Annotated in this window: 10 protein-coding genes; 3 read left to right on the forward strand and 7 right to left on the reverse strand. The window is 59.2% G+C overall.

Annotated features, from left to right (window positions below):
• Positions 1 to 634: 634 nt before the first annotated feature.
• Positions 635 to 2,182 carry a purine-cytosine permease family protein gene (locus TX88_RS04270; RefSeq protein WP_084621799.1) on the reverse strand — a complete coding sequence of 516 codons (1,548 nt, stop codon included), beginning with the start codon at positions 2,180 to 2,182 and terminating at the stop codon, positions 635 to 637.
• Between the two features lie 1,030 nt (positions 2,183 to 3,212).
• Here TX88_RS04270 and TX88_RS35520 point away from each other — a divergent pair.
• The gene (locus TX88_RS35520; protein WP_280113216.1) at positions 3,213 to 3,347 is read left to right on the forward strand and encodes a hypothetical protein; all 135 of its coding nucleotides are present in this window, start codon (positions 3,213 to 3,215) and stop codon (positions 3,345 to 3,347) included.
• Between the two features lie 76 nt (positions 3,348 to 3,423).
• Here the strand turns inward: TX88_RS35520 and TX88_RS04275 are convergent, their stop codons facing one another.
• The 5 genes from TX88_RS04275 to TX88_RS04295 all read right to left on the reverse strand — a co-directional run bounded on the left by TX88_RS04275 (position 3,424) and on the right by TX88_RS04295 (position 8,707).
• The gene (locus TX88_RS04275) at positions 3,424 to 4,395 is read right to left on the reverse strand and encodes a cyclase family protein (RefSeq protein ID WP_244438344.1); all 972 of its coding nucleotides are present in this window, start codon (positions 4,393 to 4,395) and stop codon (positions 3,424 to 3,426) included.
• Between the two features lie 61 nt (positions 4,396 to 4,456).
• Complete coding sequence (locus tag TX88_RS04280; protein ID WP_044514915.1) at positions 4,457 to 5,779, reverse strand: MFS transporter; 1,323 nt, start codon at positions 5,777 to 5,779, stop codon at positions 4,457 to 4,459.
• Between the two features lie 5 nt (positions 5,780 to 5,784).
• Positions 5,785 to 6,699 (reverse strand): NAD(P)-dependent oxidoreductase, encoded by a 915-nt coding sequence (locus TX88_RS33160; RefSeq protein WP_084621801.1) that lies wholly within the window; start codon positions 6,697 to 6,699, stop codon positions 5,785 to 5,787.
• A 155-nt stretch (positions 6,700 to 6,854) separates the two neighbouring features.
• On the reverse strand, positions 6,855 to 7,847 hold the full coding sequence (locus tag TX88_RS04290) for a transketolase family protein (RefSeq protein WP_244438346.1): 993 nt from the start codon (positions 7,845 to 7,847) through the stop codon (positions 6,855 to 6,857).
• A complete protein-coding gene (locus tag TX88_RS04295; protein WP_044514918.1) occupies positions 7,844 to 8,707 on the reverse strand; it encodes a transketolase in 864 nt (287 codons plus the stop codon). The genes TX88_RS04290 and TX88_RS04295 overlap by 4 nt, the downstream gene beginning before the upstream one ends.
• A gap of 192 nt (positions 8,708 to 8,899) precedes the next feature.
• Between TX88_RS04295 and TX88_RS33165 the strand changes: the two genes are divergently transcribed.
• Positions 8,900 to 9,757, forward strand: a complete 858-nt coding sequence (locus tag TX88_RS33165) for a sugar phosphate isomerase/epimerase family protein (protein WP_162563081.1) — start codon at positions 8,900 to 8,902, stop codon at positions 9,755 to 9,757.
• Positions 9,758 to 10,240: 483 nt separating this feature from the next.
• Here the strand turns inward: TX88_RS33165 and TX88_RS04305 are convergent, their stop codons facing one another.
• Positions 10,241 to 11,689, reverse strand: a complete 1,449-nt coding sequence (locus tag TX88_RS04305; protein ID WP_162563082.1) for a hypothetical protein — start codon at positions 11,687 to 11,689, stop codon at positions 10,241 to 10,243.
• A gap of 1,124 nt (positions 11,690 to 12,813) precedes the next feature.
• Here TX88_RS04305 and TX88_RS04310 point away from each other — a divergent pair.
• On the forward strand, positions 12,814 to 13,461 hold the full coding sequence (locus TX88_RS04310; RefSeq protein WP_044514921.1) for a porin MspA: 648 nt from the start codon (positions 12,814 to 12,816) through the stop codon (positions 13,459 to 13,461).
• Positions 13,462 to 14,071 lie beyond the last annotated feature (610 nt).

The raw sequence follows: 14,071 nt of genomic DNA on the forward strand, positions 1-14,071 counted from the left end.
CACAGCAGGCTGAGCGTATTCATCGAACCGGCGATGGTGGTCAGAGTCGCAGGCATCACGGCGAAGAGCGTTGTTGAAATCGCTACCAGTGATGTCGCCCGCCGCCGCCGAGTGGCTGAGCTAGTTTGCGACATCACCGTCGCCTGATCGCTTTGGTCACTGAATTGTCTTGTCGCGGAATATTGGTCAACTGGAGCGCTAACACGGTGAGCCGACTCCGCGGGACGTCTTCCTCTCCGCGCGATGACCTTCTAGCGAAAGGTCCTAGGTAGTCCCGTACAGACCTCCTTGTCGCGGACGGGCCTAGTTGCACTACGATGGCGTTCCCCGCTTGAATGCATCGGCTTCGAATAGCTCGAGCGATCTCACGCAGTCCCTCTCTGAGGTGTCTGGAAGCTTGATGTGCTGCAGGGAATGCCGAGGTGACCTTTTCGTGTACCCACGGACGTGGGGCGTCAAAGTCGCTTCGGATGTCGAAAACCATGCCCCGCAATCAGATACCGTCTCGGCCGGCGTTGCCGACGAGGCGATCTGGGGTGCTTGATGGAGGCTTGATCGAGGCTATCTCCGAGCGTCGATCAAGCTCCCACCTTTCGTCATCGCAACATGGGCCTGAAAGCGTGACGAACGATCCTCAACTCTCTCGCACTCCGTCCGACGCGGAGGGCGCTATCAGGGCATTGGGATTGGCTGTGTGATCCTCATCGACCTCGGTGAGGTTGCCTGGTTCGCGACGTAGCGTGCCGGGCTCACACATGGCATGCGTATGGGCAACCGGGACGGAGTGGGCGTCAGTAGCTGGAACTAGTCCGTGGGCATTTTGGAGAATCAATTCGTCCGTCACTAGATACCGATTTCCGTATAAGTAGTACAGCAAAGCAGGAACAATGAGGCCCGGTATCCATGCGAGATCTACCCCAATTTGTGTTGCGATGAACCCTTGATAGAAGGATAAACTCATGAACGGTATCTGCGCTAGGAACGACAATGCATAGATTGCCAGTGTTCCGGCACCCCAGCGACCGTAGATGCCGTCAGGGTTGAACATTTCGTCGACAGAGTACCGTCCGCGTCGGACAAGGTAAAAATCGCAAAGGTTGATCGCGCTCCATGGCACCAGGAAATATACCTGGCCAATGAGGATGTCACTGAAATAGGTGTTGAAGTTATCCTGCGTCGCAATTGCGATGCCCGTCGCAAGGATCGTAACTAGCGACATCAGGATCAACTTCACCCCCGGACTTACGACTTTCTGACCGCCGAAGCCGGAGAATGTAGTGACCGTAGACATGTAGGCGCTATAGACGTTGAGGACGTTTATCAGAACCACTCCGAGGATGACGATAAGGTATGCCGCCAGTGCCCAGTTGCCGAAGAGGCCTGCCACGGCCGCCCCCGGGTTGGTGGTGCTATCTGTGAAGGCCACAGCGAGGCAGGCGCCAAGAAACATCACCATAACTTCGCCCAGCATGTTGCCGGAGTATGTCCAGTAGAACGCTGAACTGGTTTTCGTATTGGCGGGCATGTACCGTGAATAGTCCGCTACATACGGTCCGAAGCCAATTGCCCAGGATGCCGAACCCGTGATGGCCAAAAGGAAGCCCGTACCGACAAATCCTTCTGATGGCACCCACGCTGAGTCAGGGAAACCGTGAATGAAAACCAGCACCAATGCGATCAGAAAGATAACTCCTGACAGCACCGTCATGCCGGCCGCGATACGGTGAATCAAATCGTAACCCACAAATGCTACTACGAGTGTAATCAGGCTAAAGAGGATGATCGACGCATTGTCACCTAGATGCGTGACCGCCTTAACCGAATCGCGCATTACTACGCCATTGGCGGCTGTGAAAAGAGTATAGCCGACGATTACAAGAAGTAGGGGCAGTCCGGCGCCGTAGATGCCGAATTGCGCTCTGCTTTGAATCATCTGTGGGATCCCAAGATGTGGTCCCTGGGCTGAATGGGCAGCCATAAATACGGTTCCGACGCCGACGCCGATCAGGATTGCGACTGTGCTCCAGAAGAGGTTGAGGCCACCGGCAACACCGAGAGTGCCGACGACCAAAGTCGTAACCTGGAGGTTGGAGCTAAACCACATGGTGAATAGCTGCCGGGGAGTGCCGTGCCGTTCGCTCTCTGGAATGTAGTCGATGCTGCGCTGTTCGATCGCTGCCATGTCAGATTTCCGTCAGCAGTGTGGCGCAAGTGTCGGTATTGGCCTCGCGCCCAACAACGTTCGCGGACTGTTTTCGTACCCCCGCGGTCAAGTGGCCTTGTGCGGGTCTCGCACAGAACACCTCCCGCAACAGTTTTCTGGCCATGTAAGGGACCTCCTCGGCATCACGATTGAAGGGACTGGCAACAGGGTCATCTGGTAGTGGCGCAGACTTGGAAGCCCTTGTCCCACAAGGCACCGTGACGGAGATCACCACCGCAGATTCTCTGCAAGTTAGTCGTGAGCCGGGGCGTGTTAATAGCACGTCCGCGACATTCGGCTGGGATCTGAACGCCTCGTTATGGCCCACCATCAGTGTTTGGTCGCGACTACCTCCGCTGATTGGTTCAGGGTGTTGCGCCGCAGTGGTTCGTTTCGCTTGCCGGCCGGTAGGTATCGATGCGCCTCGGGCACGAACTTGGACTATGGGAACCTTCAGTTGGCTCAATGGAATGCGAGATCAGTGGCCTTTGCTTTGCGCGTGGAGCTGGAGCCGTGGTGTTCCGCCGCGATGATCTGGCGATGAGAGCCTCGCGCTGTATGTGCATTCGAGCGCAGGATCGGATTCACCCTTTTGACCTGACGCCGCGACAACTCAAGACCAGCTCGGCCTAGCGTCACCGCGAGAACTGAGACGACGTAGGGGCGCTTCGTGCGCGAGTATCTTCGCTGCAACGCATGGGTCGGTGGCAAGCGACACCTGCGCTCGCAGAGATCCGTACACCGGGCTTCCGGCGAGAGTCTCCAACGACCTCATCGGTGGACGCTGGTCGGCAGTGCGTAGCCTTCGAGGAATCCTTCGCTGCTCTGCTATGGAACGCGGAGTGGCGGAGTCCATGCCGATGGCCGCCGGATGAAATTTTCGGGTCCGAAGGGCTGTCCCCGTCACGTGCGGAATGCATTACGCAATCCGGTTGCCGACTGTCGTCGGCAACCGGATTGCCGCGTCGACGACGCCTATTCGCACGACGCGCATACCTACATTAGCAGAATGCCGATTGCGATTGCGATGAATTGCGGTGTCGGACTGCAGGAATGGCGCGGACGTTCGTCACTGTCGACTGTCCGGTTGCTGGCCAACCGGAGAATCGACGACGGAGCCAAACCGGGCGGACGGATCGGATGAGGATCGCGACTGCTCCAGAGAAACGGCGTAATCGCCAAGTCCTGCAGGGTATTTCATATGTACCTTGGCCCGCAATTCACTTGATGGCGGTGGCGTTTGCGGGGGATCCAACGCCCCCTACGAGGTTGAGCGGCTTGGCGATCAACAGGCACTCGTAGACTCGATCCTTCGAGCAATCTTCGGCGAGTTCGTCGAGGCGCCACAGTTCACCAAGGGGCACGCCCAGCAGGGCGATCAGGTCTTGATGAAGCATGCCGTTATCTGTATCTGAACCGAATGGCGAACCTGGTACTGGCGGGAGTGCTTCGAACGCGAAGGTGTCGCTTGCTGCAAGCGCAATCCTGTGGTCGAAGATCCACGCCAGCAGTTCCTGCGACTGCGCCATGCCCGTTCGTCGCCCGCTTTCGACCACCGTCTTCCGCTCTGCGCTGGTGGAACTCAAGTACCAAGCCGCCCAACCCGTGTGAATAAGGATAATGTCGCCCCGAGCGAGCTCGACCTCCTGCGCTGCGAGCACCTCGTCGAGCAGCTTGCAGGTAAGTGCTTCACCTGCTTTGTGATCGATCGATTGGCCTGTTGCGATGCGATGTCGAGCGACATCGATGACGACTCCACGTCCGACGATGGGGTGGTTCGACCAATGCTGCACCCCGAGTGCAGGTTCACCCTCGTTGATAGCTGAGTCGGAGGTTCCGTTATAGAAACCGTGTTCTGCGTGCCTTCGGTGCCTCAAGCCATCGATCTGGCTACTGGCCTGAAGCCAGAATCCGTCGAGGAGGTCATCGCGTTGGTCGCGATGCTTGGAAACGATTGTGTGCGTTGGCGGCGTCCTGGGCGGACCCAACGCCGGTGTAAAGGCATCTAGCGCGTAGTCTAGCCCGAACGTTTTGCCACGCAGGACGAGTTCTGCTGCGGAAAGAACCTCATTGGGGCCGGCGAGGTTGGCCATGCCACGCTCGGGGTTGTCATCGAAGAGTCCCCAAGTCGATCCAGCTGGGGCATCCCTGCGTGACAGCAGTTCCGAATAGGTTGGTAAATCGTTCAACACGGTCCGGCTCCTTTGGCCATGTCGTTTACGGAAGGCGGTGGACGCTCAAGCCACCGAATGGCTAGCTAAATGCGCCGGCTTCGGCCCGCGCAGAGTCGCCGCTGCTTCTCCGTGCCGGAGCAGTCTCGCGAGTCAGAATGCCGATAGCGGTTGAGATGACACCCAACAAGGTGAACAACGCAGCGGCACCTACCCAGCCGATTCTGTCGTAGAGCAGCGTCGCCACAAACGGTAGTGCACCCGCGACGATGGCAGCCCCATTGTGGCCTAGAGAAATTCCTGACTGTCGTACCTCTCGGGAGAACAACTCGGGGAACCAGGACGCTTCGACAGCGAAGATTGGATCGTGGGACAGCAGGAGGCCGACAGCAACAGCAACACCAACAGCAATACCTGCTCCGGTGTTGACCAAGAGGAACATGGGGAAACCGAAGAGGATTGTGAACACGGAGCCGAACAGGAATACGGGCTTACGTCCGATGCGATCAGAGAGCGCACCGTAGAACGGGTGACTGATAAGCCCGATCGCAGAGCCAACGACCGTGCCGATCAGTACCGCGTTCTTGTCGGCCAAGCCCGCCAGCGCCACGTAAGAGATCATGAAACTAGTTACGATGTAATATCCGCCCGTCTCCGCCAATCTCAGACCGCTAATTCTCAGCACCGACCTCCAGTCGCGGCGCAGGACGTCGAGGGCAGGGGAATCCCTAATCTCGTTCTGTGCCTCCATCTCTGTGAACTCCGGGGATTCTTCAACACGGAGCCTGATGAACAGCCCGACGGCAACCATGGCTGTCGAGAAAAGAAACGGTGCCCGCCAGGACCAGTCGCTGCCGCCGAAGAACGACTGCGACAGGAGGATTGCCCCGTTGGCGAGGAGAAGTCCGATGGGGATCCCTATCTGGGGAAGGGAGCCGAAAAAGCCGCGGCGTTGAGCTGGGGAGTGCTCAACAGCCATTAGTACTGCGCCGCCCCACTCGGCCCCCTCGCCGACACCTTGCAAACTTCGGAGTACCACCAGCAGGATAGGAGCGAGGATGCCGATCTGACCGTAGGTGGGCAGACACCCTATGAGTACGGTAGCGATCCCCATGATGAGCAATGACCACAAGAGGACTCGCTTGCGTCCGAGGCGATCGCCATAATGGCCGGACAGGTAGCCGCCCAGCGGGCGGAATAAGAAGCCAACCGCGAACGTCGCGAATGACGCGAGCACGCCGACGACTCGGTCGCTGGTTTGAAAGAAGACTTCGCCGAAGTAAAGTGCCGCGCAACTGCTGTAGATGAAGAATGAGTAGTTCTCGACGGCGGTCCCAACCATGGCAGCGAAAGACACCATTGCCGCCTTCTCGTGCGGGGTGCCACGTTCAATCTGTGCGTTCATCGTTGTCAAGATCCTTGCCGCAGAGGGTTTTTGGGCTTTGGGGGATAGGTTTCGATGACACTGGAGTCATCGCGCGACGTAAGGCCGGAGTCGGAAGCCATATTGAAACGGTCTCGTGCTGCCTGGAGCAGTGGTACCGAAGCGCCGACGGTGCGTGCGGCATCCTCGACGAGAGCGCTGTCTTTAACGAATATGCCCACGGTGCTCGTGGGCTCGAAATCGGCTCCCGCTAGCATCCGTGGTCCTCGGGATGACAACATCCAGGATGCGGCCGACCCTTCCTGCAGAATGGTCAGTACGCGCGCTGGGTCTAGTTTGAGTCGATCGGCGAGCGCTAGTGCCTCAGCCGCTGCGACGATGTGGATTGTGCAGAGGAGTTGGTTTACCAGTTTAAACGACTGTCCAGCGCCGACCTCCCCGCCGACCTCCCGAATCTTGCCCATGGCCTCCAGTACCGGACTGACGGCATCTAGATCAGCTTTGGAACCGGCTGCAAAAAGGGTCAGGTCACCGGTGCGCGCTCTGGCTACGCCGCCTGTCACTGGGACGTCTATGACGTGGGCTCCCGCACGACTGAGGCGCAGAGCCTGTTTCTGGATCGCGTCTGGACCTACTGTGCTCATCAGAATCCATCGTTCGCCGGCGACAGTTACGTGCAGGGCGTCGTCTACGACCGCGGCCATTTGTTCCGGCGTTGCAACCATGACTATTACAACGTCGGGCGATGGAGCCTGGACGAGGGATGAGGTAGCGGCGATCCCTTTGCCTTGCGCCCATTCGTGGGCCGCTGGCATCGGATCGACTCCAGTCACCCGGAATCCGTGTGCCGCCACGCGTAAGGCCATATGTCGGCCGATCATCCCCAAACCGACAAACGTCACAGCGGCGTCGGGGTGGAGAGCGGACTGATGCTTCGTCATTGATGAACTCCTGACAAGAGGGTTTTACGCGGAGCGTGGTTTCGGTTGGCAGTGGTGCGGTGAGCCACCGCCGCATTCGTTGCGACGAGAACGCTCACCGCACCACCTGCGGGTGTGAAATCACTCCCGCGAATAGTGGCAACCTGCGGCGCCTCTTACCTGAGGAGAGTCCGCGCTTGAATCTCAATGCCGTCAGCGTCCAGCCCATAGTGGGCATAGAGGTGGGTAGGTGGGCCGACAGGTGCGTATTCGTCCTTGACGCCGTGCCGTCGAAGGCGAGTTGCGACGCCAGCTTCGGCGAGCGTCTCGGCCACCGCGCCGCCCAATCCGCCGATGACACTGTGCTCCTCCACTGTTAGGAGCGCATCCGAGCGTGACGCCGCTGCAAGTACTGCTTCCGCGTCGAAGGGCTTCAAGGTGTGCACATCAAGAACTCCGACACTTAGTCCGTCACGTTTGAGACGTTCTGCAGCCGTTATGGCTGGATGCACCATGGATCCGGTGGCAATGATCGTCAAGTCGGAGCCCTCGCCATGACTGATCGCGGCTCCAAATCTGAAATCGGACAGTTCGGCTGAGTCGTAGACCTTCGGGTCCCGACCACGCCCGATGCGGAAGTAGATCGGTCCTTCATGGTCGATGGAGGCGCGAAGCGCGGCTTCGAGCTGCGCGGAATCGGCTGGAGCCACGACGGTCAGCCCTGCGATCGATCGCCCAATCGCTAGGTCCTCCAGTGCATGATGTGACGTGCCGTAGAAACCGAGAGTTATGCCCGCATGGTGCCCGATCAGTCGCACTGGGAGTTTGGTCCATGCACAGTCGGTGCGTATCTGCTCGCAGCATAGAAGCGCCAGAAACGATGCGAATGTTGCTACATACGGGACTAGTCCGGCGGCAGCCATACCGGCCGCCGCACTCACCATGTGTTGTTCGGAAATGCCGAACTGTATGTAGCGGTCAGGGTGGCGTTCCTGAAATCGAACAAGTCCGTTGGAATATTTCAGGTCCGCGGTGCCGGCGACGACATCGTTATTGTTGTCGGCAAGTTCGGCGATCGTATCCGCCAATGTGTGCAGACCGGGAGCACGTTCGAGCATTGACAGCAGCTCCCAAGACTCCGGTTGCAGTTGGGTTGAAGTGGTTGTCACCGTTGTCCTTTCAACTCAGCGATTGCGTTGGCTTCGTCTTGAGGAGCAAGCCAGCCTAGATGCCACCCGAACTCCGACTCCATGTACGAGATACCTTTGCCTTTGACGGTGTGCGCGATGATGACAGCCGGTTGCGAGCGTTCCACGTCGCTTATCACCTGCCGCAGCGTTGATAGAAGCTTCGGGACGTCGTGGCCGTCAACCTCGTACACCGACCAGCCAAATGACCGCCACTTGTCGGCTAGCGGTTCAAGGGCAGTCACGTCTTCGACCCTGCCGTCCAAGGAATACTCATTGCGATCGATGATCGCCACGAGGTTGCGCAGCTTATGATGGGCCGCGCTGAGCGCGGCTTCCCACACCTGTCCTTCGTGCTGCTCGCCATCTCCGAGTAGGACGAAGGTATTGAAGTCGCGTCCCTGGATGCGGCCAGCCATCGCCATGCCCATGCCGACAGACAGTGCGTGGCCTAGCGAGCCGGAGGAGAAATCGACTCCCGGCACCTTCGTCATGTCCGGGTGATCGCCGAGCGGGTTTCCCAAGCGTGTGTACTCGTCTAACACCTCCTTAGGGAAGAAATCCCAATCCACGAGGAGCGGGTAAAGAGTGGCGGCTGCGTGCCCTTTTCCGAAGAGGAACCGATCTCGGTCCTTCCACGTCGGCTCCCCTCGTTTCAGGCGCATGACTCCGTAGTAAAGCGACGCCAGGATCTCCGCGCACGAGAACCCGGACGCGTAATGCCCTGTCTTAGCGATGGAAATAAGCCGGACCGTCTCCAAGCGGGCGAAGTTCGCACGCTCCTGAATTCTGGCGATTTCGTTGGTTTGAAGCGTCGCGGTCGTGTTTGCCGACGCGGCCATGCATTCCTCCTGACATAGAACGTCCCCGGGGCAGCCCCCCTGACCGGGGTGCAGCTGTGATGGGGAGCACCAGTATGTAATCATCTAGTGAACATGTTGTCCAACTAATGAGAAAAGCTGATCCTGCGCCGCCTGGCTACGGTTGGAGGTTCGTCGCCCTGTGCGCAGGCGTCACGAGGAAGGATGGTCGCCGTGACCACGACAACCCCGGCACTTCGGCTCGATAGGCCGTTCGTTGAACGCGTTGGGTGTTCAACCGTTTCGTTTCGCCACATGACGTTAGGCAGAGCCCTGGGCACCATCACCGACCTAGGCCTAGAACTTGTCGACCTAGGCGCATTGCGGGGCGTCTGTGAACACGTCAATCCCGACGCTGACGAAACGGAACTTTCGGCTGCAAGCAATATCATCCGACGCAGCGGCGTGCGGCCCGCCGCAGTCAATGCCGATCCGGAGGCGTTCGACGAGCAATCCGCCGCCGTGGTACTGCCCCGCGTCGAACGACTTGCGGCTTTCTGCGCCGATATCGGCGCACCCGTTCTTATGCTTCCCGGCGGCAGGAAAGGTGTTGCAGGCAGGGGCGACACGGTCTTTCTGAGCCAAGTCGCCGACGGATTGGTCGCAGCGAATGAGGTTTGCAACGCCTACGGCGTTCGACTGGCGGTGGAGGCTCCCCACTACCTTCGAACCGTGAAAACCTTCGATCTCGTGCATGCACTACTTGACCGCATCGCAGACCCTACGTTCATTACCTTCGATACGTCGCATGTACGTGCTTCCGGCGCTGACCCTGTGATGGCGTTTCACGCCGAGGCGAAGAGAGTGGCGCACATCCAACTAAGAGACGCCGTCCCCGGTGACATGCGTCGCTTCATTGGCGGGGGAGACATCTCGTTCTCAGCGTTTTTCCATCAGACATTTGCGGTAAACTACAACGGGTCGTACATCCTCGAATCGGAGACGCGGAACAGCCCGTACGATTCAAAACACGACGAGGTCGTCGCATCTATGAGTGCACTAGTTTGCGCCTTTAAGGCTGCACTAGCCTAAACGCTGCGGTGGAGAACCAATTCCGCAGATGGCAGGGATGGTTAGGGGTTTGTTCGTGACGACGACCTGATCTGACCGCAGGGTCGACAAAGCTTGAGCAGCGTGCCATGGCGAAGCGGCGATAGACGACGATTCGGAACGCGCGTGCATAGCACCTGTTGCGACCTCACGATTGTTGCCGTTTTCAATCGGCATTTCTGGCGTCGGCGCTAGCTCAACAGGAAAGGGCTGGAGTCGCAGCCCGCAGCAGTACGACGGCGTCGGAATTCTCGGCCTTTGTGCCTGCCAATCCCTATCGTCGCGCGACCACGAGCTGTTGTCGCTGAGCAATGGTGCTGCAGTCATTTTGGAGTGCTCGGGCGCTCTGGGATTTGTTCTTGGGATGAAGGTCTGAGCCATGGTCTGCAACTCCGTTTCGAGGACGCACACCTTCATGGGTTCTGCATTCTTCAACCTTCGCCCACTGGCCTCTGAAACATCCCGTCATTCGTTGTTGTTGTTATTCTTCTTGCGCCGTGTTGTTCTTTTCTTAGTCGGCGGCTCGGGCATCTCATTGAAGATCTGAGCAGGGTCGTCCCATCCCTCGACGACCCCGATGGTACTTAGCAGCACGGTGGCCAGCTCCTCGCGTCGGTCCGGTTCACGCACAGCGGTCCGTGCGATGTTCAAGAGCTGAAGACCCGATACCAAGCAGTGGTTGCGCATTGCGGCGTACGGGCGCATCTGCGGCGGAAATGCAGCGCTCGTCCGCGCCAGCGGCGGGTCCTTGAGCCAGGCATTGATGACGAGGATGCCTTTCGGCTTCCGGCCGGCTTCGACTTCTTCTGCGACCCATTTCTCCAGTTGGGCGCAGTGCGCTTCGGCGGCACTCTTGGTGACACCCTTGGTCTCCACGACGATCGGTACGTCGTTATGACTTCCGCGTATGTCCGTGCGTCCCGGGATCACTGGCAGAAGCTGGAACCCGAGAATCTGCAGCGCGTCGGCGACGGCCAGCTCGAATGGTGTCCCGGTACCAGTGATCAGTAGCTTCCATTTTCGGTCCGCGTCCGCTTCCGCATTTAGGCCGTCGAGCTGAGCCTGGATCTCGGCGGCCTGCACTGCGAGTGCTTCGACGGCAGGCGCGCGGTCGAGTTCGGTTTGGAAGCGATAGTGGTCAGTCCATTCAGGCCAGGCAATGTCCTCCGTCGTGGTCCGTTCGATCAACCATTTCACAACGAGGTTGTCAACGACGGCACCCGGTGAAGGCTCTTTAGTCTCGGCCTCGGCATTGTGGCCGTCGTCGTCATCAGGGGCGTCAGGTTGCCCATCGTCATCGGTCCACAACAACGGCAGGAAGATGATTGAACCTGCATCGAATTTGACTTCTGCTGCAACAACTTTCGTGGTTCCCGCTACGCGAAGCAGGGGATGAAAAGGCGGGTCTGCGTCAATGACCCTGCCGTACTGCCAGTAATCGACCGTATCCCGATAGAGGGGGCCGATGCTGCTATCCACGGGTTGCATGTCGATCCCAGTAGCGAACTGTGTCTCCAGCAGGACCGGTAGCGCAGCCAAGATGTCGAAGTCTTCGAGGATGTTCGTTGTTTTCTGGTTACGGCCAGTGCCTGAATATCGCTTTTCCCCAGTCTCGACGGCGACTGTCAGATCGCCTGGAAGGAACACTACGAGCGTGCGCCCAAGTTGGAGGAAGTCGACAATTTCGCTTTTCCGCCGTGCCACATCTCGCTTGATTTCCGCGGAATCGTGGCTCGACAGCCACCGCCGACCCTCGAAGCTGCGTGCCCGGAAGGCGTACTCCTCCATGGTGTTGTAAGTAGCGATAGATCGCAGGGGGTTCCATATAACGATGTCGAACTCGAACATTGAGATCGTCGACGAAAACGTTGCCTCGACGGCGTCGTCGATAGCCATCTCTGCATCGAGCAGCATCACTCTCATTGATCCCCCCGGGGCGGACTCGACGTGGCCACACTCTTGTGGCTACATACAACCAGATTGATGTAGCAGGGATTCTCGGGTGTGATCGGCAATCATGGAGGCAATATTGACGGCCAGGCCGTCGATGGCCGAATCGAACTGGAAGTCCAACGTCTACACCAACATTGGGCGCGTCTGCGATCCTCGATAATTCTGAACGCTTGCGCAGTGGGGCTACCCGCGCCTGCCACAATCAGGCAAGTACACGCCGACAATTTCGATCGGCTTGCGCCGCGGACCAAGGATTGTCCGGGCATGGCTGTCGCGGAGAATCAGGAGCTGGCCTTCGTGGATCCAGCAGTCCGTGCGCCTCTTGGCCAAGGCACGTCCGCGCGATTCGCCAAGGCCCACCACTCTGGTTGTGACTCCCGGTCGTAATTGCTCGTGCATTCTGGTGGCGTTGGACGTTGGGCGACGTTGCCGGACAGTTCTGTTCGTGAGTATCGACATCAGTCGGCGAGCCACCGATTGAGCGCGGCTATCGACCAGTTCGTCGAACCACTCCCTACCAAACCGGCCTATGACGAAAGTGATGTATATCACAATTAAGACCAGCTGTAGACGTCCGCGGGACCCCCATGGTCGTCGGCAGTTAACACTGCTCGGTTCAATCTAGCTGCAGGTGCCTCGGCGAAGAGGAGGCGATGTCTTTGAGGATCGCCCGCCCCTTTGGCCGAGTCTGATCGGTGCCTGCCTGATTCCTGTTCAGTGCAAATAGTCTGGTGTCGAGACTGTTTCGCGGCGATGTCCTATGGTGCAGGCTGGGCCTAAATGGCATTTTTTAGCGAAAGTGATGGCGGCTCGTTTGCGCTGGACGACTCGCTACATGTATCGAGTAGCGAGGTGTCCAGCAAATCTTCGTCGGAGGGTCTACGGGTGTTGGCCCGTATACGCGATGCCGTTGCCGGGCGGCTGGGGCGCGGTTACGTTCCTGCTGCCAACCTGAGCAACGTGCCAGGGGTGCCTGATGGCCCTCCGGTCATGCCGCATGTCCAGTGTGGAAGGTCAGCGTTGAACAGCTGGTGCACAACAGAACCCACGGCCGCGGGGGCGTCGGCGATACAGCTAGGGAGAACATGAAGGCAATCAGTCGGGCGTTCACAGCAATGGTGACCGCAATGGCCGGGGTCATCGCTGGCCTCTTTATAGGCACGGGCACTTCTCATGCGGGTCTGGACAATGAACTGAGCCTGGTTGATGGTCAGGACCGCACCCTGACCGTTCAGCAGTGGGACACCTTCCTCAATGGTGTGTTCCCCCTGGACCGCAACCGGCTGACCCGTGAGTGGTTCCACTCCGGTCGCGCCAAGTACACGGTGGCCGGCGCGGGTGCCGACGACTTCGAGGGCACGCTGGAGCTGGGCTACCAGATCGGCTTCCCCTGGTCGCTGGGTGTGGGGATCAACTTCTCCTACACCACCCCGAACATCCTGATCGACGATGGTGACCTGACCGGCCCGCCCTTCGGCCTGAACTCGGTCATCACCCCGAACCTGTTCCCGGGTGTGTCGATCAGCGCTGACCTGGGCAACGGCCCGGGTATCCAGGAAGTCGCGACCTTCTCGGTGGACGTCAAGGGTCCGGCCGGCGGTGTGGCGGTGTCCAACGCGCACGGCACCGTGACCGGTGCGGCCGGTGGCGTGCTGCTGCGTCCGTTCGCCCGCCTGATCGCCTCGACCGGTGACAGCGTCACCACCTACGGCGAGCCCTGGAACATGAACTAACACAAGTCAACAGACTGGGGCCTTTGCAGCGGCCCGACTAGCCGTCGGCGCGTCCCGCCCTCCGGCCGTCAGTTCATTGTCCACCTCGATGACCTGACGACAACTCCCCCCCATCGCCGCGGGCGGGACGCGCCGACTCTTTTGTTGCTGTCAGGTTAGATCCGCAATGCCGCCAGCTCGCTGGTCGTAGTGCGCTCGCAGTCGCTCGCCTGAGGTGGCACGGTGATCAAGAGTCTGATCGACTGACTACCGCGAGACAACAAGTGTGTGTGGGTGTCGCTGTAGTCGTAGTTGACTACTGAGTGCAGCGCGCCGGATCGCCGCGACGATCGGTCAGGTGAGCCGTCGGGCTCACGTCATTGGTAGGAGGAGCGATGATCACGAAACTGTTTGTCACCGCCGTCGCAGTCGCAGCGATCTCTGTTCCACTCGCCGGCGTCGCATGGGCAGATCCGCCGACCGACCCAAGCTCCAACGACAACGGCCTAGGTTCCGCGGGATCCCAAAATGGTGGGTGACGTAACCACGGCTGTGGGTGTGAATCGGAACCCCGGCTCCCCGGAACTCCGGGCGAGACGTTCAACCAAGCCAAGGATGAATTTTCGGGCAG

It is taken from the genome of Mycolicibacterium septicum DSM 44393 (assembly GCF_000455325.1).
Lineage (GTDB): Bacteria > Actinomycetota > Actinomycetes > Mycobacteriales > Mycobacteriaceae > Mycobacterium > Mycobacterium septicum.

Coding starts and splice junctions, on each gene's coding strand:
- TX88_RS04295 (WP_044514918.1), bottom strand. CDS start 8,707: ATGGCCGCGTCGGCAAACACGACCGCGACGCTTCAAACCAACGAAATC.
- TX88_RS35520 (WP_280113216.1), top strand. CDS start 3,213: ATGCCGATTGCGATTGCGATGAATTGCGGTGTCGGACTGCAGGAATGG.
- TX88_RS33160 (WP_084621801.1), bottom strand. CDS start 6,699: ATGACGAAGCATCAGTCCGCTCTCCACCCCGACGCCGCTGTGACGTTT.
- TX88_RS04310 (WP_044514921.1), top strand. CDS start 12,814: ATGAAGGCAATCAGTCGGGCGTTCACAGCAATGGTGACCGCAATGGCC.
- TX88_RS04305 (WP_162563082.1), bottom strand. CDS start 11,689: ATGCTGCTCGATGCAGAGATGGCTATCGACGACGCCGTCGAGGCAACG.
- TX88_RS04280 (WP_044514915.1), bottom strand. CDS start 5,779: ATGAACGCACAGATTGAACGTGGCACCCCGCACGAGAAGGCGGCAATG.
- TX88_RS04270 (WP_084621799.1), bottom strand. CDS start 2,182: ATGGCAGCGATCGAACAGCGCAGCATCGACTACATTCCAGAGAGCGAA.